The sequence below is a fragment of the Acidovorax kalamii genome (assembly GCF_002245625.1).
Lineage (GTDB): Bacteria > Pseudomonadota > Gammaproteobacteria > Burkholderiales > Burkholderiaceae_C > Acidovorax > Acidovorax kalamii.
Genome location: NZ_NOIG01000003.1, coordinates 33,383 through 53,179, shown reverse-complemented (window position 1 = coordinate 53,179; position 19,797 = coordinate 33,383). Strand labels below are relative to the sequence as shown.

General features: G+C 64.9%; 19 protein-coding genes. 9 read left to right on the top strand and 10 right to left on the bottom strand.

Going from position 1 to position 19,797, the window contains the following annotated elements; translation table 11 throughout:
* Nucleotides 1-65 precede the first annotated feature (65 nt).
* A complete protein-coding gene (locus CBY09_RS02560) occupies nucleotides 66-2,369 on the top strand; it encodes a putative bifunctional diguanylate cyclase/phosphodiesterase (protein WP_133066227.1) in 2,304 nt (767 codons plus the stop codon).
* Nucleotides 2,370-2,373: 4 nt separating this feature from the next.
* Here CBY09_RS02560 and CBY09_RS02555 read toward each other — a convergent pair whose 3' ends face one another.
* The 6 genes from CBY09_RS02555 to CBY09_RS02530 all read right to left on the bottom strand — a co-directional run bounded on the left by CBY09_RS02555 (nucleotide 2,374) and on the right by CBY09_RS02530 (nucleotide 9,983).
* Entirely contained in the window at nucleotides 2,374-3,708 is a 1,335-nt protein-coding gene (locus CBY09_RS02555) for a TolC family outer membrane protein (protein WP_094286106.1), read from the bottom strand.
* A 75-nt stretch (nucleotides 3,709-3,783) separates the two neighbouring features.
* Complete coding sequence (locus CBY09_RS02550; RefSeq protein WP_094286104.1) at nucleotides 3,784-4,137, bottom strand: rhodanese-like domain-containing protein; 354 nt, start codon at nucleotides 4,135-4,137, stop codon at nucleotides 3,784-3,786.
* A gap of 22 nt (nucleotides 4,138-4,159) precedes the next feature.
* Nucleotides 4,160-4,873: a protein-L-isoaspartate O-methyltransferase family protein gene (locus CBY09_RS02545; protein WP_094286102.1), complete on the bottom strand. Its 714-nt coding sequence runs from the start codon at nucleotides 4,871-4,873 to the stop codon at nucleotides 4,160-4,162.
* 24 nt (nucleotides 4,874-4,897) lie between these two features.
* Complete coding sequence (locus CBY09_RS02540; RefSeq protein WP_094286100.1) at nucleotides 4,898-8,083, bottom strand: efflux RND transporter permease subunit; 3,186 nt, start codon at nucleotides 8,081-8,083, stop codon at nucleotides 4,898-4,900.
* A 15-nt stretch (nucleotides 8,084-8,098) separates the two neighbouring features.
* A complete protein-coding gene (locus CBY09_RS02535) occupies nucleotides 8,099-9,277 on the bottom strand; it encodes an efflux RND transporter periplasmic adaptor subunit (protein ID WP_094286098.1) in 1,179 nt (392 codons plus the stop codon).
* A gap of 7 nt (nucleotides 9,278-9,284) precedes the next feature.
* Nucleotides 9,285-9,983 carry a TetR/AcrR family transcriptional regulator gene (locus CBY09_RS02530; protein WP_094286096.1) on the bottom strand — a complete coding sequence of 233 codons (699 nt, stop codon included), beginning with the start codon at nucleotides 9,981-9,983 and terminating at the stop codon, nucleotides 9,285-9,287.
* A 102-nt stretch (nucleotides 9,984-10,085) separates the two neighbouring features.
* Here CBY09_RS02530 and msrA point away from each other — a divergent pair, with 102 nt between their 5' ends.
* The gene (gene msrA / locus CBY09_RS02525; protein WP_094286094.1) at nucleotides 10,086-10,622 is read left to right on the top strand and encodes a peptide-methionine (S)-S-oxide reductase MsrA; all 537 of its coding nucleotides are present in this window, start codon (nucleotides 10,086-10,088) and stop codon (nucleotides 10,620-10,622) included.
* 54 nt (nucleotides 10,623-10,676) lie between these two features.
* On the opposite strand, the gene CBY09_RS02520 is transcribed toward msrA, so the two are convergent.
* The 4 genes from CBY09_RS02520 to CBY09_RS02505 all read right to left on the bottom strand — a co-directional run bounded on the left by CBY09_RS02520 (nucleotide 10,677) and on the right by CBY09_RS02505 (nucleotide 14,205).
* Nucleotides 10,677-11,234 (bottom strand): hypothetical protein, encoded by a 558-nt coding sequence (locus CBY09_RS02520; RefSeq protein WP_133066226.1) that lies wholly within the window; start codon nucleotides 11,232-11,234, stop codon nucleotides 10,677-10,679.
* Between the two features lie 75 nt (nucleotides 11,235-11,309).
* The gene (locus tag CBY09_RS02515; protein WP_094286090.1) at nucleotides 11,310-11,951 is read right to left on the bottom strand and encodes a response regulator; all 642 of its coding nucleotides are present in this window, start codon (nucleotides 11,949-11,951) and stop codon (nucleotides 11,310-11,312) included.
* Entirely contained in the window at nucleotides 11,948-12,859 is a 912-nt protein-coding gene (locus CBY09_RS02510; RefSeq protein ID WP_094286088.1) for a sensor histidine kinase, read from the bottom strand. The genes CBY09_RS02515 and CBY09_RS02510 overlap by 4 nt, the downstream gene beginning before the upstream one ends.
* Nucleotides 12,856-14,205 carry a sensor histidine kinase gene (locus CBY09_RS02505; protein ID WP_165773860.1) on the bottom strand — a complete coding sequence of 450 codons (1,350 nt, stop codon included), beginning with the start codon at nucleotides 14,203-14,205 and terminating at the stop codon, nucleotides 12,856-12,858. Before CBY09_RS02505 ends, CBY09_RS02510 begins: the two co-directional genes overlap by 4 nt.
* Between CBY09_RS02505 and CBY09_RS02500 the strand changes: the two genes are divergently transcribed.
* From CBY09_RS02500 to CBY09_RS02470, 7 genes are all read left to right on the top strand, one after another.
* Nucleotides 14,204-15,763, top strand: a complete 1,560-nt coding sequence (locus CBY09_RS02500) for a S41 family peptidase (RefSeq protein ID WP_165773859.1) — start codon at nucleotides 14,204-14,206, stop codon at nucleotides 15,761-15,763. The two genes, CBY09_RS02505 and CBY09_RS02500, sit on opposite strands and share 2 nt — an antisense overlap.
* 160 nt (nucleotides 15,764-15,923) lie before the next feature.
* Nucleotides 15,924-16,349: a Fur family transcriptional regulator gene (locus tag CBY09_RS02495; protein WP_094286084.1), complete on the top strand. Its 426-nt coding sequence runs from the start codon at nucleotides 15,924-15,926 to the stop codon at nucleotides 16,347-16,349.
* A complete protein-coding gene (locus CBY09_RS02490; protein WP_094286082.1) occupies nucleotides 16,346-17,023 on the top strand; it encodes an ATP-binding cassette domain-containing protein in 678 nt (225 codons plus the stop codon). The genes CBY09_RS02495 and CBY09_RS02490 overlap by 4 nt, the downstream gene beginning before the upstream one ends.
* 2 nt (nucleotides 17,024-17,025) lie before the next feature.
* Entirely contained in the window at nucleotides 17,026-18,261 is a 1,236-nt protein-coding gene (locus tag CBY09_RS02485) for an FtsX-like permease family protein (RefSeq protein ID WP_094286080.1), read from the top strand.
* A 60-nt stretch (nucleotides 18,262-18,321) separates the two neighbouring features.
* On the top strand, nucleotides 18,322-18,573 hold the full coding sequence (locus tag CBY09_RS02480) for a hypothetical protein (protein ID WP_094286078.1): 252 nt from the start codon (nucleotides 18,322-18,324) through the stop codon (nucleotides 18,571-18,573).
* Nucleotides 18,574-18,627: 54 nt separating this feature from the next.
* Nucleotides 18,628-19,326, top strand: coding sequence for a DUF3299 domain-containing protein (locus tag CBY09_RS02475; RefSeq protein ID WP_240515555.1), 699 nt, complete (start codon nucleotides 18,628-18,630; stop codon nucleotides 19,324-19,326).
* 19 nt (nucleotides 19,327-19,345) lie between these two features.
* The gene (locus CBY09_RS02470) at nucleotides 19,346-19,783 is read left to right on the top strand and encodes a hypothetical protein (protein ID WP_094286076.1); all 438 of its coding nucleotides are present in this window, start codon (nucleotides 19,346-19,348) and stop codon (nucleotides 19,781-19,783) included.
* Nucleotides 19,784-19,797 lie beyond the last annotated feature (14 nt).

Below are 19,797 nucleotides of genomic sequence, written 5' to 3'. Positions count from 1 at the left end.
CCCTAAGCACAAAGTAAGCCGCACCCGCTAGGATGGCGTGAAACAACTGTAACTGGCGGTGTCCTGTGGTTCCTGTTCACGACCTGGGCGTTGCGGCACTCGCGATTCTGGGCGTGGCGTTCCTGATCGGCTGGAGCAGTGCCCGCCTGAACCAGGCCACGCTGCTCTGGGGCATTGCCCACCTGTCGCTCGCCGGGGCCACCTTCACCGGCTACCGCTACCACCTGCAGCCTGAATCGCCGTGGCTGGGCGCGGTGGCCACGCTGCTCACCGGCTTCTTTCTGGCCAGCCTGCACGGGGGCACCAACTTCCTCAGGGGCCGCATCATCGGCCCCGGCACCCTGATCGGGCGCAGCCTGGGCGTGGCGTTTCTGATCGCGGTGGTGGGCTTTGGGGGGGACAAAAACGCGGGAAGCATCCTGGTGCTGGGGCTGATGATGCTGGTGTACGGGGTGTCGGCCTACCTCTGCCTGCGCATGCACTACCGGCTGCTGGCGGCGGCGTTTTCCCTCAAGACCGGGGCCTTCCTGCTCTACTTCCTGGACCCGTCCACCATTGGCACGCCGTTTCAGAACCCGGACATCCTGGCCGTGGGCTGGGTCTCCAGCGTGTTGCTGGGGCTGGTGCTGGTGGACGCAGCCATTGCGCAGACGCGGCAGCGGCTGTCGAACGTGATCAAGCACCTGCCCGACGCGCTGGTGGCCCGCAGGCTCGACGGCAAGATATTGTTTTGCAACGACCGGTTTGCCCAGCTGGCGGGCCACACCTCCCCCTCAGAGCTGGAGGGCCAGCAGGTGCCGCTGCTGACCCAGGAGCAGGAAGAGGCCGAGGCCATGTTCCGCAAGGTCAATGCCATGGTCCAGTCGGGCCCCATGGACGAGCCCATGCGCCTGGAGCGTTCGGTCACCCCTGCGCGGGGCGAGCCGTTCCCGGCAGAAATCATCTTCTCCAGCTACATGGATCTGGGCTATCCCGTCATCCTGGGCCTGATCCGCGACCTGAGCGAGCGCAAGCGGGGCGAGGAGGAGCGCTTGCACCAGGCCAACACCGACCAGTTGACGGGCCTCCCCAACCGGCGCTTTCTGGAGCAGCAGCTCGACGCCGTGCTCTGGATCGCGCACCGCCAGCACACGCAGTGCGCCGTGCTGCTCATCGATCTGGACCATTTCAAGAAGGTGAACGACACGCTGGGCCACGCCTTCGGCGACGAGATCCTGCGCGACATCGCCCGGGCCCTGCAGGCCCAGCTCAAGCCCGGCGACCTGCTGGCGCGTCTGAGCGGTGACGAGTTTGCGCTGGTGATGGCGGGGCTGCCATCGCTCATGAGCATCCTGGAGGTCGAGGCCCGTGCGCTGGCGCTGCTGCAGCTGATCCGGCGCCAGTTCTGTTCCGCCGACGGCATGGAGTACCAGATCGAAGCCACTATTGGCGTCGCGTTTTCGGGGCGCGAGGGCCTCAAGGCCTCGGTGCTGCTACAGCACGCCGAGGTGGCCATGTACGAGTCGAAGGCGCGCGGGCGGGGCAGCTGGTGTTTCTTCGAGTCGGACATGGACGAACGCCTGGCCGAATCGCTGCGGCTGGAGTCTGCCCTGCGCCAGGCCGTGCCGCGCGGGGAGCTGCGCCTGCACTACCAGCCCATCTACAGCTGCAGCACCGGCCGCATGACCAAGGCCGAGGCACTGGTGCGCTGGGAAAACCCGCAACTCGGCTGGGTGCCGCCCGGGCGTTTCATCCCGGCTGCCGAGGAGTCATCGCTCATCCTGGAAGTGGGGCAATGGATTCTGGAAGAGGCGATCCGCCAGGCCGCGCAGTGGCGGGCCCAGCCGGGTCTGGCACCGGTGGTCAGCATCAATGTGTCGGTGCGGCAGTTTGCGCAGCCCGGGTTTGAGAGCCAGGTGTTTGCCCTGCTGGAGCGCTATGGCGTGCCCCCCGCGTGCATCGAGCTGGAGCTGACCGAGACCCTGCTAGCCAGCGACCAGGAAGACCTGCCCGCGCTGCTGCACCGCCTGCACGACGCCGGGGTGGGGCTGTCGCTGGACGACTTCGGCACCGGCTACTCCTCTCTGAGCTACCTCTCACGCTTCAGCCTCAACACCGTCAAGATCGACCGCAGCTTTGTGATGGGCCTGCAGGAGAGCAGCCGCAACCATTCGCTGGTGCGCGCCATCATCTCGATGGCGCACAGCCTGCACCTCAACGTGGTGGCCGAGGGGGTAGAAACCTGGCGCCAGTACGAAATCCTCAAGGCCGAAGGCTGCGACTACCAGCAGGGATACCTGCTGGGGCGGCCCATGGCGGCCGACCAGCTGCGCGCGCACCCGCAGGTGCTGGCCGGGGAAGAGAGCAACATCCCCGATGCGGTGATCTGAGGGCTTACTTCACCAGCAGCGCGTTGATGGCTTCGATGTCCTGTTGCGTGAGCGTGCCTGCCGCCTGGCGCAGCTTGAGCGTGCCCAGCAGCACGTTGTAGCGCGCCTGGGCCAGGTCGCGCTTGGTCTGGAACAGCTGGCTCTGGGCGTTGAGCACGTCGATGTTGATGCGCACGCCCACCTGATAGCCCAGCTTGTTGGCATCCAGCGCGCTCTGGCTGGAGGCCTCGGCGGCTTCAAGCGCCTGCACTTGGCCCTGGCCGGACTGCACGCCGAAGTAGGCCGCGCGCGTGGCCTGGGCCACATTGCGGCGCGCGGTTTCCAGGTCGGCCGTGGCTTTTTCTTCCAGGGCCAGGGTTTCCTTGACGCGGTTTTGCACCGCAAAACCCGCAAACAGCGGCATGTTCAGTGCCACGCCCACGCTGGCGGCGTTGCTGCGGCTGGTCACGCCGGGGGCACTGATGGTGCCGTTGAGGTTGCGCGTGACGTTGTAACCCGCCTGCAGGTCCACGGTGGGCAGGTGGCCGGTTTCGGCTTTTTTGGTTTCCAGCCGGGCGATGTCGAGCGCAATGGCGGCCTGGCGCACGCCGGGCTGCTGGTCGCGCGCCGTGTCCACCCAGGTGGCCACGTTGGCGGGCTGCACGCTGGGCAGCTGCAGGGGCAGGGCCAGGGGGCGCGGCTGGGTGCCGGTGATGCCCACGAGCTGGTCCAGCGCCAGGCGCTTCACGCGCAGATCGTTTTCAGCGGCGATCTCCTGCGCGATCACCAGGTCGTAGCGGGCCTGGGCTTCGCGGGAGTCGGTGACGGTGGTGGTGCCCACCTCGAAATTGCGCTTGGCCGAGGCCAGTTGTTCGGACACGGCGGCTTTCTGGGCCTGCACAAAGGTCAGGGTGTCCTGCGCGGCCAGCACGTCAAAGTAGGCCTGGCTCACGCGCACCAGCAGGTCTTGGGTGGCTGCATCGAGCTGGGCCTGGGCCACGTCCACACCGCGCTGGCCTTGCTCCAGGGTGATGCGGTTGGCCGGGCGGTACAGCGGCTGCGAGGCATTGATGCCCACCGTCTGTGCCGTGCCGGTGTTTTCAATTTTGGGCTTGCTCAGCTCCACATTGCTGCGGGTAAGGCCACCCGTGAGCGCCGCCGAGGGCAGCAGGCCCGCGCGGGCCTGGTCGGCCTTGCGGCCGGCCGCATCCAGTTGGGCGCGGGCCGACTGCCAGGCCGTGTCATAGGTGCGGGCCGACTCCACCAGCTCCAGCAGGCTCTGGGCCTGCGCCGGGGCGGTGAGCGCCGCACCCAGTGCCAGGGACAGAAGGGACAGGGAAAGAGGCCGGAACGGTGTCATGGAGGTCCTTCGGAAGGGTCTGCGGTTCGATGGAAGATGCGAGCGAGCGGGGCGGTCGTGGGCCGTGGCAAAACGTCAGTACCGGGGCACGGCGGGGTCGTTTTCATGCGACCAGGCCTCAATGCCGCCAGTGATGTTGGCCAACCGTTCAAAACCGTTGTGCTGCAAAAACGCGGCCACCCGCAGGCTGCGTGCGCCGTGGTGGCACAGGCAGGCGATGGGGCGTTGCGCCTGAAGGGCAGCGTCCAGCTCGGCCAGCCGCGCGGGCAGCTCGCCCATGGGGATGGCCACCAGCTCGAAGCCCTCAGCGCGCACGCTGGCGGTTTGCAGCTCCCAGGGTTCGCGCACGTCCAGCACCAGGGGCTGGCTGCCTTCGGGTGCCGTGGCGAACCAGGCAGACAGCTGGGCAGGGCGGACGTGATCGATCATGCAGAACTCCGAAGGACGGTAATCAGAAGGTGAAGCCGGAGGGCTCGGGGAAGTTCACCAGGCGGGGCGCGATGGTGTCCCAGGGCGAGGTGGTCTCGAAACGGTCGCCGCTGCGGCGCGTCACGGTGAAGCGCATCACGGGATCGTTGCCCACGATAGCGCCCAGGCGGCCGCCGTCTTTCAGCAGCGCCAGCAGGGCGGCGGGCACTTCGGCCACCGAGCCGCTGAGCACGATCACGTCGAACGGGCCGTCCGGGACCGCATCGCGGGCGCCGTCGCCCTGACGCACATCGGCGTTCTGAATGCCGGCGTCGCGCAGGTTCTCACGGGCCATTTCGGCCAGTTCGGGGTTGATTTCGAGGGACACCACGCGCTCGGCACGGTGGGCCAGCAGGGCGGCCATGTAGCCCGAGCCTGCGCCGATTTCGAGCACGCGGTCGGTGGGCTTGATTTGCAGGTCTTGCAGGATGCGGGCTTCCACGCGCGGCTGCAGCATGCTGTGGCCCTGGCGCACGGCCTCTTCGCTGTTGGCGCCCAGCAGGGGCACTTCGATGTCCATGAATGCCATGCTGCGGTAGGCTGGGGGCACAAAGTCTTCGCGGCGCACCACGGCCAGCAGGTCGAGCACGTCGGCGTCGAGCACGTTCCAGGGGCGGATCTGCTGCTCGATCATGTTGTAGCGGGCCTGGGCGACGGGGTCGCTGATGTTGGCGGACGTGTTCAGGGGCATGTTCATGGAATATCTCCGTGGGGCGGGCGTCTAGGACAAACCCTCGATTTTACTGGGCGTTGCAGGCGCACCGGCGAACTTGCGGCGCGCCCAGCGGGCCAGATCATCCATGTAGCAATACACCACCGGCACCACCACCAGCGTGAGCAGCGACGAGGTGATGACCCCGCCAATCACCGCCTGGCCCATGGGCGCACGTTGCTCGGAGCCTTCGGAGAGCGCAAACGCCAGCGGCACCATGCCAAAGATCATGGCCAGCGTGGTCATGAGGATGGGGCGCAGCCGCACGCGGGCGGCCAGCAGCAGGGCCTCGGCACGGGGCAGGCCGAGCACGGTCTGACCTGCGTCGTTCACATGCTCTTCGCGGGCGCGGATCGCAAAGTCCACCAGCAGGATGGCGTTCTTGGTCACCAGGCCCATGAGCATCACCACGCCGATGATGGAGAACATCGACAGCGTGGAGCGGAACATCAACAGCGCCAGAACCACGCCAATCAGCGTGAGCGGCAGCGAGGTCATGAGCGCCAGCGGCTGCAGGAAGCTCTTGAACTGGCTCGCCAGGATCATGTAGATGAAGATGATGGCCATGGCCAGGGCCGAGATGGCGTAGCCGAACGATTCGGCCATGTTCTTGGTGGAGCCACCGAACTGGTAGCGGTAGCCGGGCGGGAAGGCCACGGTGTCGAGCGCCTTCTTGATGTCACCCGACACCTCGCCAGCCGAGCGCTGGGACACGTTGGCGTTCACGGCCACTTCGCGGGTCAGGTCGCGCCGGTTGATCTGGTTGGCGCCGGTGGATTCGGTCACGCGGGCCACCTGGTTCAGGCGCACGATGCGCGTGGTGCCGTCGGCGGCCGTGAGCGCAAAGGGCAGGCGCTCCAGGTCGGCGGGCTGGGTGCGGGCCTCAGGGGCCAGGCGCACGTTCACGTCGTAGGTCTGGTCGTCGGGCGCACGCCAGTTGCCCACCGTGGTGCCTGCGACCAGGGTGCGCAGCGATGCAGCCATGGGCGCCACCGACAGGCCCAGGTCCGACGCCACATCGCGCTTGACCTCCAGTGCAATCACCGGCTTGTTGGGCTTGGCGCTGGTATCCAGGTCCACCAGGCCGGGAATGTCGCGGATCTTCTCGGTGACCACCTTGGTCAGGCGTTCCAGCTCCTGCAGGTCGGGGCCTTGCAGCGAGAACTCCACCTGCTTGTTGCCACCCACGGCATCCAGCAGGCCCACGTGGGTGATGGTGATGCCGGGCACGGTTTTCAGGCGTTCGCGCAGCACGTCGGACATCTGGTCCACGCTGCGGCTGCGGTCCTTGCGGTCCACCAGGCGCACATAGATATTGGCGTAGATCTTGCCCTGGGCGCTGCCCGTGTTGATGGTGGACAGCGTGTAGCGCACCTCGGGCATCTCGCGCAGGATGCCTTCCACCTGTTTGGCCTTGGCTTCGGTGGCTTCGAGCGACGAACCCACGGGCGTGTAGAAGTTGAGGCTGGTCTCGGAAAAGTCGGCCTTGGGCACAAACTCGGTGCCCAGGAGCGGCACCATGACCACGCTCAGCACGAAGATCGCCACGGCAATGGCCATGGTCGCCAGCTTGTGCACCAGCGACCAGCGCAGGATGTGCTGATAGCCCTCGGCCATGGCATCGGTGGCGCGGTCAAACCAGCCGGTGACGCGGCCAATCGTCTTGTCGTACAGGGTGACGGGTTCTGTTTTCTGGCCGTGCGCGTGGATGCTCGGGTCGTGCCAGATGCTCGACATCATGGGGTCGAGCGTGAAGCTCACGAACATCGAGATCATCACCGCCGCGACGATGGTGATGCCGAACTCGTGGAAGAACTTGCCGATGATGCCGCCCATGAACCCGATGGGCATGAACACCGCCACGATGGACAGGGTGGTGGCCAGCACGGCCAGGCCAATCTCCTGCGTGCCGTCCATGGCCGCGTCATACGCGCCCTTGCCCATCTGCACATGGCGCACGATGTTCTCGCGCACCACGATGGCATCGTCGATCAACAGGCCCACGCACAGGCTCAAAGCCATGAGCGTGATCATGTTGATGGTGAAGCCGAACATGTTCATGAACAAAAACGTGCCGATCAGCGCGATCGGCAGGGTCAGCCCCGTGATGACGGTGGAGCGCCAGGAGTTCAGGAACAGGAAGACGATAAGCACCGTGAGGATCGCGCCCTCGATCAGCGTCTGGCGCACGTTGTTCACCGCCACGCGGATGGGGCGCGAACTGTCGCCAATGCTCTCCAGCCGCACGCCGGGGGGCAACTGGTTCTTGAGATCGGCCACGGCCGCGTTCAAGCCATCGACCACCTCGATGGTGTTTTCGCCCTGCGACTTCTGCACCGACAGCAGCAGGGTGCGCTGGCCGTTGTACAAAGCCAGGCTTTCAACCTCTTGCGCGCCGTCGTTCACGCGGGCCACCTGGTCCAGGCGCACCGGGGCGCCGTTCTTGCGGGCCACGATGATCTTGCCGAAGTCCTCGGGCCGCTCCATGCGCGCGTCGATCTGCACCACGCGCTCCTGCGCCAGCGAACGGATGGCGCCCACGGGCAGGTCCTGGTTTTCGTTGCGCACAGCGCTGGCCACCTGCTCGGGCGTCACGCCGAAGGCTTCCAGCGCCTGCGGGTTCAGGTAGATATTGATTTCGCGCTTGGTGGCACCCACCAGGTTCACCGCGCCCACGCCGCGCACGTTCTCCAGGCGCTTTTTCAGCACCTGCTCGGCCCAGGTGGTCAGCTCCACCGCGCTGCGGCCGGATTTTTCGTCGGGCAACACGGCCAGCGACCACACTGCGCGGCTCGCGGGGTCGAAACGCAGCACACGCGGTTCCTTGACCTCCGTGCGCAGGTTGGGGCGCACAGTGGCCACCTTCTCGCGCACGTCCTCGGCGGCCTTGCGGCCGTCGATGTGCAACTGGAACTCGATGATGACAACCGCCGTGCCTTCGTAGCTGCGCGAGGTGAGGGCGTTGATGCCCGCAATCGAGTTGACGCCTTCCTCGATCTTCTTGGTGACTTCGCTCTCGACAATTTCGGGCGACGCTCCGGGATAGTCCACGGTGACCACCACCACCGGGAAGTCGATGTTGGGGAACTGATCGACCTTGAGGCGCTGGTATGAGAACAAACCCAGCACGACGATGGCGAGCATCACCATCGTGGCGAACACGGGATTTTTCAGGCTGACTTTGGTGAACCACATGGCGGGGCGGGGCGCTCAGGGGGCCGTGCGGGAGGCTGCCGGCACAGCGACAGCCGCAGCGGCCGCCCCGGCGGTAGACACAACCGTGCCCTCGCGCAACTGGCCGATGCGGCCAGCAATCACGGGGGTGCCCACAGGCACTCCTTCCACCGCCACCAGGGTCTGGCCATTGACCACCGCGCGTGTGCCCGTCTTGACTTCGGCATAGGCCACGCGGCCATCTTTCAGTGTCTGGAGGTAGGGCGCGGGCTTGTCGGTGCGCACCGCATCGAGCGGCACGGCCAGCACATCGGCGCGGCCGGTGTCGAGCGTGCCCTGCACAAAGAGGCCCTGGCGCAGCGGCGTCGCGTTCTGGGCCTGCTCCACGCGCAGGTACACCGGCACAGTGCGGCTGCCCGCCTGGGCGCTAGGGTTGATGCGCACCACCGTGGCTGTCACCGGTGCCGACATGCCTTCGACAGACAGTTGCGCCTTCTGGCCCACACGCACGGCCACGGAGTCGGCCGGGGGCAGCAGCGCCTCCAGCTCCAGGCGCGACAGATCCACCACCTCGATGATGCGGGCATCCACCGCCACGCGTTCGCCCGGCTGCGCCAGGCGCTGTGCCACCTGGCCGCTGATGGGGCTTTTGAGCACGGTGTCGTCCAGCGCCTTGCGGGCCACATCGGCGGCAGCCACGGCCGCCTGGTAGCTCGACTGGGCGGCCTCCAGGCTGGCCTGGGAGGTGACCAGCGCAGTGGGCGAAATAAAGCCCTGGTCCACCAGCGCGCGGTTGTTTGTGTACTGGCGCTGGTTGATGTCCACCTGGGATTTGGCGGCATCGGCCTGCTGCTGCGCCTGCCGCAGGCGGGCACGGGCCTCGGTAGGGTCGATGCGCGCCACCTCCTGGCCCACCTTCACGCTGTCGCCTTCACGCACCGTGAGGCCCTGCAGCTCGCCGCCCACGCGGGCCTTGACCATGGCCGAATCCACCGCCCGCAGTGCGCCAGACACCGGCACTCCGAGCGGCAGATTGACCTGCGCCACCCGCAGCACCTCGTCGGCACCCAATTGCAGCGGCGCTGCCACGCGCTGCGCGGTGGCCTCGCTCAGGGCTTTTTGCTGCGCCTGCCGCGCGGCCATGGCACGCCAGACCCCACTGCCCACCAACACAACGGCGATGGCTGCCGCCACCCAGGGAATCCAGCGTTTCATGATCTGATCAGACAGGGGTTGAAAAGGAGGGGGCGGGCGGGTTGGTGCCGGACCGCACACACAGCCCGTGCAGGATGTTGTCGGCCTGCATGTCGATGTACTGCTCGGGCGTCATGCCCAGGGCATCGGGCACGCAGGCGCCGATGGAATGTTTCCACAGCATCAAGAAAATCATGGGCGCCAGCACCAGGTACACGGCGTAATCCGGGTTCATGGGGCGGAACTCGCCCCTCGCCACGCCCCGCTCAAGGATGCGCCGGATCAGCGCCTGACCGGGCAAGATCACCTCCTGCTGGTAGAACTGGACGATCTCGGGGAAGTTTTGCGCTTCGCTGAGCATCAGCTTGGTGATGCCCGACGCCTTGGTGCAGCCAATGCGCTCCCACCAGACCTGGTAGCAGTAGCGCAGCACCTCGCTGGTGGTGCCTGCAAAGTTCTCCAGCTCGTTGTTCCACTCGGCAAACCGGCCCGCGATGTTTTCGCGGACCACGGCCTTGAACAGTTCTTCCTTGCTGGGGAAGTACAGGAACAAAGTGCCCTTGGACACCCCAGCCCGCGCAGCCACCTCGTCCACACGCGTAGCGGCAAAGCCCTTTTCGACAAACAGGTCGAGCGCGGCCTCCAGTAGCTCGCCAGGGCGGGCCTCCTTGCGGCGCTCGCGTTTGGTGCCTGCGGCTGTCGAAGGGGAGGAGGGTGTGGGAGACAAGGCGTTTTAGTTAATGACTGACCGGTTAGTAATGTAGCAAGCACGGGATAGGGCGTCAATTCATAATCACAGGCCCTGTCTCCGTTTGAACCCGAGGACCCCATGACTTTGCAAACCATCACCCTGGGCGGCGGCTGCTTCTGGTGCACCGAAGCCGTGTTCGACCGCGTGCGCGGCATCACCGACGTGGAAAGCGGCTACACCAACGGCCACACCATCAACCCCACCTACGAACAGATCTGCGAGGGTGACACTGGCCACGCCGAGGTGGTGCGCTTGACCTTTGATGCCGACGAGATCAGCCTGGAAGAAATCCTGGAAATCTTCTTCCACACCCACGACCCGACCACGCTCAACCGCCAAGGCAATGACGTGGGCACGCAGTACCGCAGCGGCATCTACTACGGCAACCCCGAGCACGGAGAGATCGCCAGCGCCATGATCCGCCAGATGTCTCAAGACAAGCTGTTTGGCGCCCCCATCACCACCGAAGTGAAGCCGCTGCAAAACTACAGCGCGGCCGAGGCTTACCACCAGGACTACTTTGCCAAGCACCCGAACGCCGGGTACTGCGCGTTTGTGGTGGGGCCAAAGGTAGAGAAGTTCAGGAAGACGTTTGCGAAGTACTTGAAGGGGTAGGGCGCCGTTCGGTAACTAGTTGACGGTTTGGGCGGTGGTCTGCGACCGATCAGTTCATGGACGAGGCGCTTGCTGGGCTACCCCTTGCTTTTCCAGCATTGCCAATAAGTCCTCCCGACTTGACGAGGCGGGCGAGAGCCTCCGGACGGGCACATAGGCATAGAGGTTGTTGGACAACTCGATTTCAATGAACCGCCTGTCCGCACGGAAAGAACGAACGGAAGCCCAGGGCGCAAACGACTCGATTCCGGAGTCGAATTCGCGCAGCCCTTCGTCAGACACCTCCAGTCGGATGGACCGGGGCGGATGGCTGCGGAACGAAGGGCGCATTCCCAGAAGTGCTTTACGCAGAAGGCCAAACTGGGCGAAAAACGATGGGATTCTCCAGGCGATGGCTATCAAGGCCATGGCCAGAAGCGGCCAGAGCTGATGCCGGAACGAGATCAGCGCGGCATAGACGACGGCCAGCGCGATGACCCATTCCTTGGCTCGGTACTTGCGTTCTTCGACTGCGAGGTGATCCACACCGCGACCAGCACGAAAGTGCAGAGTTTGGAGTCGCCAGTCTTGAACATATTCGTATAAAAGTTGCTGATTAGCGGCCGCCTTCATAAGGGTATGTCCATATAATATTTATTACTCTATTTTCAAATATTCCGGAGCAATTGAATTTGAAAGCGTAAAAAATCAGATAATCGCAAGCTCCAGACCTCTAAGAACAGCACGCGTTCTGTCGCGCACCCCCAGTTTGGACAAAACGCTGGAAACATGGTTTTTTACTGTCCCCTCAACCACATTCAAGGCAATCGATATTTCGCGGTTGTTGAACCCGCCTGCCATCAAGGCCAGGACCTCTTTTTCTCTTGACGTCAGGGGATCTGGCAGAGGCAGCTTGAGAAAAGCGGATTGATTATCCTTGATGGAAGCGAGATTGCGTTCTGTAACGCCAGGTCTGAAGAGGGTTCCCCCAGCAACAACCGCCTTGATGCTTTCGACCAGTCTTTCCAGCGACACATCTTTCAGCAGAAAGCCCCTGGCACCAAATCGCATTCCTTCCAGCAGCGCATGATCGTCATCAAAAGTTGATAGCAGCAGTACTGCAGGCATCCCTGGTTTCCCCTGGAGTTCTTTCAGCACTTCGATGCCCGAGAGGCGGGGCATCCGGATATCCAGCAGCACCACGTCCGGGACTGTTTTCGCAATGATTTCCAGCGCTTCCACGCCATCGGAGGCTTCGCCCACCACCTCCAATTCGCCTTTGAGCGCAAGCAGGCTGCGGATGCCCGTTCGGACCAAGGTTTGGTCATCAACGACAACGATGCGGATCATGGCGTCCCTTCCCCTCGCTCCCGGGGGTGAGAGCCCGAGCGTTCGGCCCGAACAACCAGTCGGACGGCAGAAAGAATGCGGTGGGCCAAGGCCTGAGCCATAAGTAGAGTGTCGGAAGCTTGGGGGCGTGAATTTACCTGCAAAGCCAATTCAAGATGCAGACTGACGGCAGTGAGCTGGTGGCCGATGGAGTCGTGAAGCTCCCTTGCAATCCGCGCGCGCTCTGCAGTTCGGACGGTTTCCGCAAGCAACTGTTGCGTTGCCTGCACCTGTGAGTACGTTGTCACCAGTTCTTTGCGTTGTTGTTGCTCCCGCGCGCACAAAAGGCCAAAACAGAAGGCCAGCCCTTGCGACACCAGGCTGATGCAAGTGTCCTCGAAGGCTGCGGCGGTGGAGGAGGGCACAGTCAGGGGCGCAAGCAATCCCGACGCAGCGATTTCGCACTGCACTGACTGCCGCAAACCCATTTGCCATAGCGCCGCATGGATGAGCATGGTTGCGCCCCACTGGGATCCCAGCCACGCCCACGCCCATCTGCGGGGCAAAAGAAGTGCGGAAACTGCCGCAAGCGGAATGAAAAAGCGCTCATCGACCAGCAGGGCCAATACCGTTTGCACGGCATAAAAAAGCGTCAGTCTTTGTGCGCTGGGACATGCCTGCAGGATGCGAACCCAGACCCCCGCCCCGACACCCAGCAGCAGACTGCCTGCAGTGCCTGCCACGATGGAGGGCCCCCACCAGGCCGAGCGGAAAGCGAGCCAAGGCAGCAGGCCAGGGAAAGGCTGCAGCGGCATAAAACCCAGTGGCAGCAGCGAGACAACGGCGCGCAGTCCGATGACGGCATAAATACCTATCGCGAACCGCTCCAGCAGCCAGCGCGAGCGCACCAACGCCTGTGCATCGTTCATTCAAACGCCTCGGGGGATGGGTAATGGACTGACAACACAAAGCCCCCGCCTGGCGGCGTGGCAACCGCGAGTGTTCCGCCAAAAGCTTCTACACGCTCCCTGATCCCCTTTAATCCACTGCCGAATCTGTTTCTGTCCATTCCCATGGCGCCTCGCCCGTTGTCCTGGATGCGGACTGCGATACCGTTGCCAGATTGGGAAATCTGGATGCTCAATGTGTCTGCCTCGGCATGCCGAACCGCATTGCTGGTGGCCTCCTGGACAATTCTGAAGATTGCGTGGTTCAGTGCATGGGAAGCGATGGACAGGCCTGGATCCATATCCAGAACGATCCGGGGGGTGGGGATATTTTTCTGCAGCACAAGCAACGCTTGCCGCAAATCACCAGAAGCTGGGGGCGACTCACCCAGCGTGGCAACTTCCACCCGCAACTGCCCGATCAGGGACTGGACGGTGCGGGCGGCATCCAGCGCCGCCCCTTCCAGCAGCCCGATGGACGCATTGGCATGTGCCTCCAGCGCGACCAGGTGCTCTCTGATACGGGCATCGATCTGTGTGGAAATCCGATTTCTTTCGGCTGTGGCCACCGCTTCCGACAAATGGCCTTGCGCCAGGCTCAGATTGCGGTGGAGGGTGGCCAGCTCTTTTCTGGCCCGCATTTCACTGTGGGCGACGAGGCCCACCACAAACACAAAAGCCTGGAAAGCGCAGCTTTCGAGTGCATTCAGACCGGTTAGCCATGACGCGGAGGCGCTCACCGCTTCCACACCGTCACAGACCACGGTCAACACATCGCTCCAGGCGCCCGCCATCACCGACGCGCTGGCAAGCAGCATTTGCAGGACCAGCATGCGCAGCGCTTTTGCAGTGGGATAGCAACAAGCCAGTTCAATCGCCGTCAGATAAAACAGGCCCGGACTGACCCAGGGGTCCAGAGCAAAGGCGATTCCCATGCGCACCAGCATGCTCGCCGCAGGCACATGGTCGGCGCCATCCATGGACCGCCAACCATGGGCACCGGTGAGCCAAAGGAAACACAGGCTGAGTGCGCTGTACACCCCCATGAACAACCATGGAGCTGCGGCGCCCTCCGGCGCTGGTGCCAGATGGGCCAGAGCCCATGCCTGAGCGGCCACATCGGCCAACCAGGGCAGAGGAACCCAAAGTGATGCCCCGACCTGGGTCTGTGCGGGCTCGTTCCACAGGGACAGCAGTCCTGCCACGGTCATGAGCCCGGTTGCCACCAGGCAAAGTTGTCTGAACAGCTGCAAGGTTGAAAGGGTTGCTGAATGGGGTCCCGCTGCATTCTCGCGATATCGATCGGCTTGGAATGTGCCGAAAGTCATGGCCCGCCTCCATGCCTTTTGGCACATGCGGGCCACGGCGGGGTTTTTCACAATGGATTTTCTCAACAACTCTCTTTTGAACAGGATGAAAACCCTTCGTGAACTTGCCCCGGCCTTTGGCATGCGCTGGCACGCCTGTATCGCTCTCCCGCTGATTTTTGCCTTGACCGCTTGCGGGGGCGGAGCAGATCCTTCGGCCGACAAGCCAGCAGCGGCACAACCCATTTTCACCCAAGGCCGGCTCGATCCTGCACTGAAGGGCCCATGGCGAATGCTGGGCACCGGCCAACTGGTCGATTGGAAGGACGATGGACTCCACCTCTTTCAGGAGGTGAAATCACGGTGTTATCCAGACCCGCAAACGCTCCAGTCCCACGTTATTGACGGTTTCCTGTTTACCAAGAAACAAGAAAACGAGAAAACCACGGTTGAAATACATGCCTCAGCCAACACGCCTTCTGCCGTTACGCTGGAGAGAGTCAAGGAAATCCCAGCCCATTGCCGCCAGCCAATGAGTGCCAGCCACTCGGATATTTTTAATGTGTTTTGGGATATTTTCGACCTGGACTACGCCTTCTTCAAGGAGCGCGGAATCCATTGGAATGAAAGAAAAGCGGAACTCGAAAAACTCGCATCTGCTGCCCAAAGCGCGCAGGATCTGCAAAAAATCTTTGTCAAGGCATTGGGTGATTTCAATGACTACCACACCGGTGTGATGCACGCGGAAAATGGCACCTCTGTATCGTATTTCAACAGCGGCAATACGGCCTCCTACAAAATGCTGCGCCAGGCATTCGAGCAGCAATCCGATGTCGATTCGCTCGATGAATTCCAGCTGACGTTTCTCAATGGAATACAACAATCCGCGATGAGCCGTTTGGGCAGCAGCAGCGGCAAGCTTCTGAATGGAGCACTCCTGTGGGGGGTACTACCGGGCAATGTGGGCTATATCGGCCTATCGCAAGAGATCGACTATGCGGACGGCTCGAACATCACCCGCGACCGCGCCCTGATCGCTGCGGAGATGGACAGAGCCATTTCTGCACTGCAAGGGACGCGGGCCCTTGTCCTGGATCTCAGTGTCAACAACGGCGGTGCGGATGCCGTCAGCGCGGAGGTCGCGGGGCGTTTTTCCGATCGGCGCCGACTGGCCTTTACCACCCGGTCGCACCGCCCCCAGGGCAGGGCAGCGCAGGACTGGTACGTGGAGCCGAGGGGTACGAAGCAGTATTTGAAACCCGTGTATCTGCTCACCTCAGACCTCACCATCAGCGCTGGCGAGACACTGACGCTGATGATGCGGGAGCTACCCCATGTGGTTCATGTGGGCCAGCCCACCGCCGGAAGCCAGTCGAACAAGCTGGAGAAGTCACTGCCTGGGCCTTTCCACGTGACGCTGTCCCATGAAATCAATACCGACTCCCGGGGGATCGTCCACGAAGGCCGAGGGATTCCTCCAACGGTGCCGGTTGTCATCTTCGATCCAGCAGATCCGCAGGCGCTCACCCACGGACATGGCCGGGCCCTGGACAAGGTGCTGGAGCTGATCGGCCGCTGAAGCGGATGCTGGTGGGCAGGGGCAATGTCTTTTGGGGTGGCGGCCGCGCGGCATAATGCAACCCGATTGCGTTAAAAGCCCTGCTTGCCCACCACGCCGCGCCATGTCCACGCCCCCCCCTTCATCCCCTCACAGCCCGCCCTGGTCGCTCCCCCCCGGCATGCGCGCCACCCGCGCCACGCGGGCGTTGGCGGCGCTGTACGAGGCGCGCCCCGACGCCGCACTCTCCGAAGCGGAAGTCGAAGCGGCGCTGGTCGAGGCGGGCGCCCCGGTCAACAAAGTCACCGTCTACCGCATGCTCGACCGTTTTGCCGGTGCCGGGCTGCTGCACAAGCAGGTGGATGCGGCTCGCGTCACCCGCTACGCGCGCGCTCCGCAGGGCGAAGAGGGTGCCGCGCCCCGTTTTGAGTGCGACGACTGCCACCGCCAGTTTCGCCTGCCTTCAGGCTCGGCCAAAGTGCAGAGCGCCCTCAAGCAGGTTCTGCAGGCGCTGGCCACCGCCGGGCATGAGAGCCTGGCGGTGGACATTGCCGTGCACGGGCGCTGTGCGGAATGTGCCCACCCGGCCGAGGAGGCTGCCGCATGATCCGCACCCGGGGGCTTTCCTATACCTACGCCACGGGCGGCGCCGCGCCGCTGCGGTTTCCGGATGTGGACCTGCGCCAGGGCGGCACGCTGCTGCTGCGCGGGCGCTCGGGCACCGGCAAGTCCACCTGGCTGGCGCTGATGGCGGGGCTGCGCGGTGCCAGCGGGGGCGACCTGTTTGTGGCGGGCACCCAGCTGGGCACGCAGCGCGGGGCAGAGATCGATGCCTGGCGCGCACGCACCATCGGCTTTTTGCCGCAGAAGCTCTACCTCAGCAGCGCGCTCACCGTGGCCGACAACCTCGCGCTGGTCTACTTTGCGGCCGGGCTGCCGCGCGACGATGCGGCCATCCACCGCGCACTCACCCAGGTGGGCGTGGCCGAGCTGGCGGCGCGCAAGCCGCACCAGCTCTCGGGCGGGCAGGCGCAGCGCGTGGCGCTGGCGCGGGCCGTGTTGCTGGCGCCGCAGGTGCTGCTGGCCGACGAACCCACGGCCAGCCTGGACGACGAGGCTGCAGCCGACGCCTTGGCACTGCTGCAGCAGAGCGCCTCCGCCTGCGATGCCAGCCTGGTCATCGCCACGCACGACCAGCGTGTGGTGCAGGCACTGGCCGGTGCGCAGACGCTGGATTTGAATGAAATAGCGGGCTACCGCGCAACAGAAGGGCGCGAGTAGCTATGAAAAGCATAGTAAAACTGGCCCGCCTGTCGTGGCGCTACCTGTGGTCCCGCCCACTGGCGGCGGTGCTCAACCTGCTGGTGCTCACGCTGGGCCTGGCCGCCATCACGCTGGTGCTGTTGGTGGCCACGCAGCTCGACAAGGCCTTTGAGCGCGACCTGGATGGCATCGATCTGGTGGTGGGCGCCAAGGGCAGCCCGCTGCAGCTGATCCTGGCGGGCGTGTTCCACATCGACGTGCCCACGGGCAACATCCCGCTGCAAGAAGTACAGGCGTTGCAGAAGAACCCGCTGGTGGCGCAGGTCATCCCGCTGAGCCTGGGCGACAGCTACCAGGGCTTTCGCATCGTCGGCACCACGCCCGACTATGTGGCGCATTACGAGGCTGCGCTGGCCGAGGGTGCGCTGTGGCAGCAGCCCATGGACGCGGTGCTGGGCGCCAGCGTGGCGCGTGGCATTGTCAAAAGCAGCCATGCCGGTGCGCCGCTGGTAGGTGCCACCTTTGTCGGCAGCCACGGGCTGGGCGGGGGAGGGCACGCGCATGGCAACCACCCCTACCGCGTGAGCGGCGTGCTCGCGCCCTGCGGCTGCGTGCTTGACCGTCTTATCCTCACCAGCACCGAATCCGTCTGGATGGTGCACGAGACCGCCACCGCCAACGATGCGGAAGACCTGGAAATCATGAAGGAAGAGCGCGAGGTGACCGTGGCCCTGGTGCGCTACCGCACGCCCATGGCTGCCGTCACGCTGCCCCGCCAGGTCAACAGCGGCACATCGATGCAGGCGGCAGCGCCTGCCATTGAGGTCACGCGCCTGTTGCGTCTGCTGGGCGTGGGCGCCGATGTGCTGCGCGCCTTTGGCGGCGTGCTGCTGGCTGTGGCCGCGCTGAGCGTGTTCATCGCGCTGTGGAACGCCGTGCGCGAGCGCCGCGCCGACCTGGCCATGCTGCGCATGCTGGGCGCGCCGCCCGGCCGCGTGGCGGGGCTGGTGCTGTGGGAGGCGCTGTGGCTGGCTGCGCTGGCTTCTGCCCTGGGGCTGCTGCTGGGCCATGGCCTGGCGCATGGCCTGGGTTGGGCGCTGCAGGCACAGGGGCTGTTGCCCGTTACCGGCCTCATCTGGCTGCCCGCCGAGGCGGGTGTGCCGCTGCTGGCAGCGGGTGTGGCGGCGCTGGCGGCCTTGCTGCCCGCGATGCAGGCCTACCGCACCGATGTGGCCGACCTGCTAAGTCAGCCCTGATGCACCCTCCGAGTTCTGACTGCCGTAAACCCTCCACCAACTCCACCTGAAAGTCCGTCCATGAAAAAGCTCCTCACCGCTCTCGCCCTGGCCCCCATGCTGCTCGCCGGTGCCCTGGCCCACGCCCAGGCCCACAACGACAAAGACACCAAGGAGGACATCGCACGCCACCGCGCCATGGCCGCCGCGCACGAGGCCGCCGCCAAATGCCTGGAGTCCGGCAAGGGCCATGACCAGTGCCAGAAAGACCTGCAGGCCGCCTGCAAAAACCTGGCTATCGGAAAATACTGCGGCATGAAGCACGCGCACTGAGCTGCAACGCACCGCTTCACCCCTCGTTCGCCTCCACCCACAGGTTCTCCCGCCATGGCCACCCACCAGCCCTCCCGCCTGACCACTGCCTTTTGGCAACCTGCCGCCCGCCGCGTCCATGCCACACGCCAAGCGGCGGCAGCATTCGCCTTGCTGTGCAGCGCCGGGGCCGTGCTGGCCCAGGCGTCTGGCCAGCCCCTGGCCACCAAGCCCGAGCCGGGCGCGTTCGAGCGGGCTACGGGCAAAACCGCTCCAGCACCTGCGGCGGCGGGCGGGGCGGGCGCAGCCCCCGTGCTCTCGTCCCCACTGCCTGCAGGGGCCGCCGCGGGCATCCCATCTGGCACCGGGGCGGGCTACCACAATCCCAACAGCCCCATCGCGCCGCTGCCCCAGCGCAATGACGTGGTGCCCTGGTCGGTGCTGACCGATCTGACGCGCAAGACCACCAAGGACGGCATCGTGCCCGTGTTCAACGAGGCGCAAAAGGGCATGGACAAGACCGTGCAGCGCATCCAGGGCTTCATGATGCCGCTGGACGCCAAGGCCACGCAGACGCACTTTTTGCTCACCTCCGTGCCCATGACCTGCTCGTTCTGCCTGCCCGGCGGGCCCGAAAGCATGGTCGAGGTCAAGGCCAAGACCCCCGTGCGCTATTCGATGGAGCCCGTGGTGGTCGAGGGCCGCTTCACCGTGCTCACCAACGACCAGTACGGCCTCTACTACCGCGTGGTCGATGCCGTGCAGGTGAAGTGACCCGACTCTGAACCCTCCCATGACGCGCCACCGCTTCGGCCCGCTCCAGCCCCGGCTGCCCGCCTTGTCGCGCGGCGCGGGGCAGGGCGCGCCAGCACGCTGGTGGGCGCACCTGGCCCTGGTGTGGCTGGTGCTGGCCCTGGTCGCAGCCCCCACCTTGGGGCGCCTGCACCAGGTGGTGCATGGCGATGCGCTGGACCGGGTGCAGACCCACGCCCACGCCACCGACACGGCGAGCGCCGACCACCGCCACGGGCAGCTCGCACAGCTGGTGGCGGGCCACGCACCTACAGACTGTTTGCTGCTCGATCAGCTCGCGCTGGGCGACGCATTGCACAGCGCCCCCCTGGCGCTGCCCGAGGCCGCCCCCACGCAGGCGCAGCCTTGTCTCCCCGCCGGGCGCGCCACGCTCCCGCACACCGCGCTGTTCCTCGCGCGGGGCCCGCCAGCGGCCTGAGCGCCTGCCCGCGT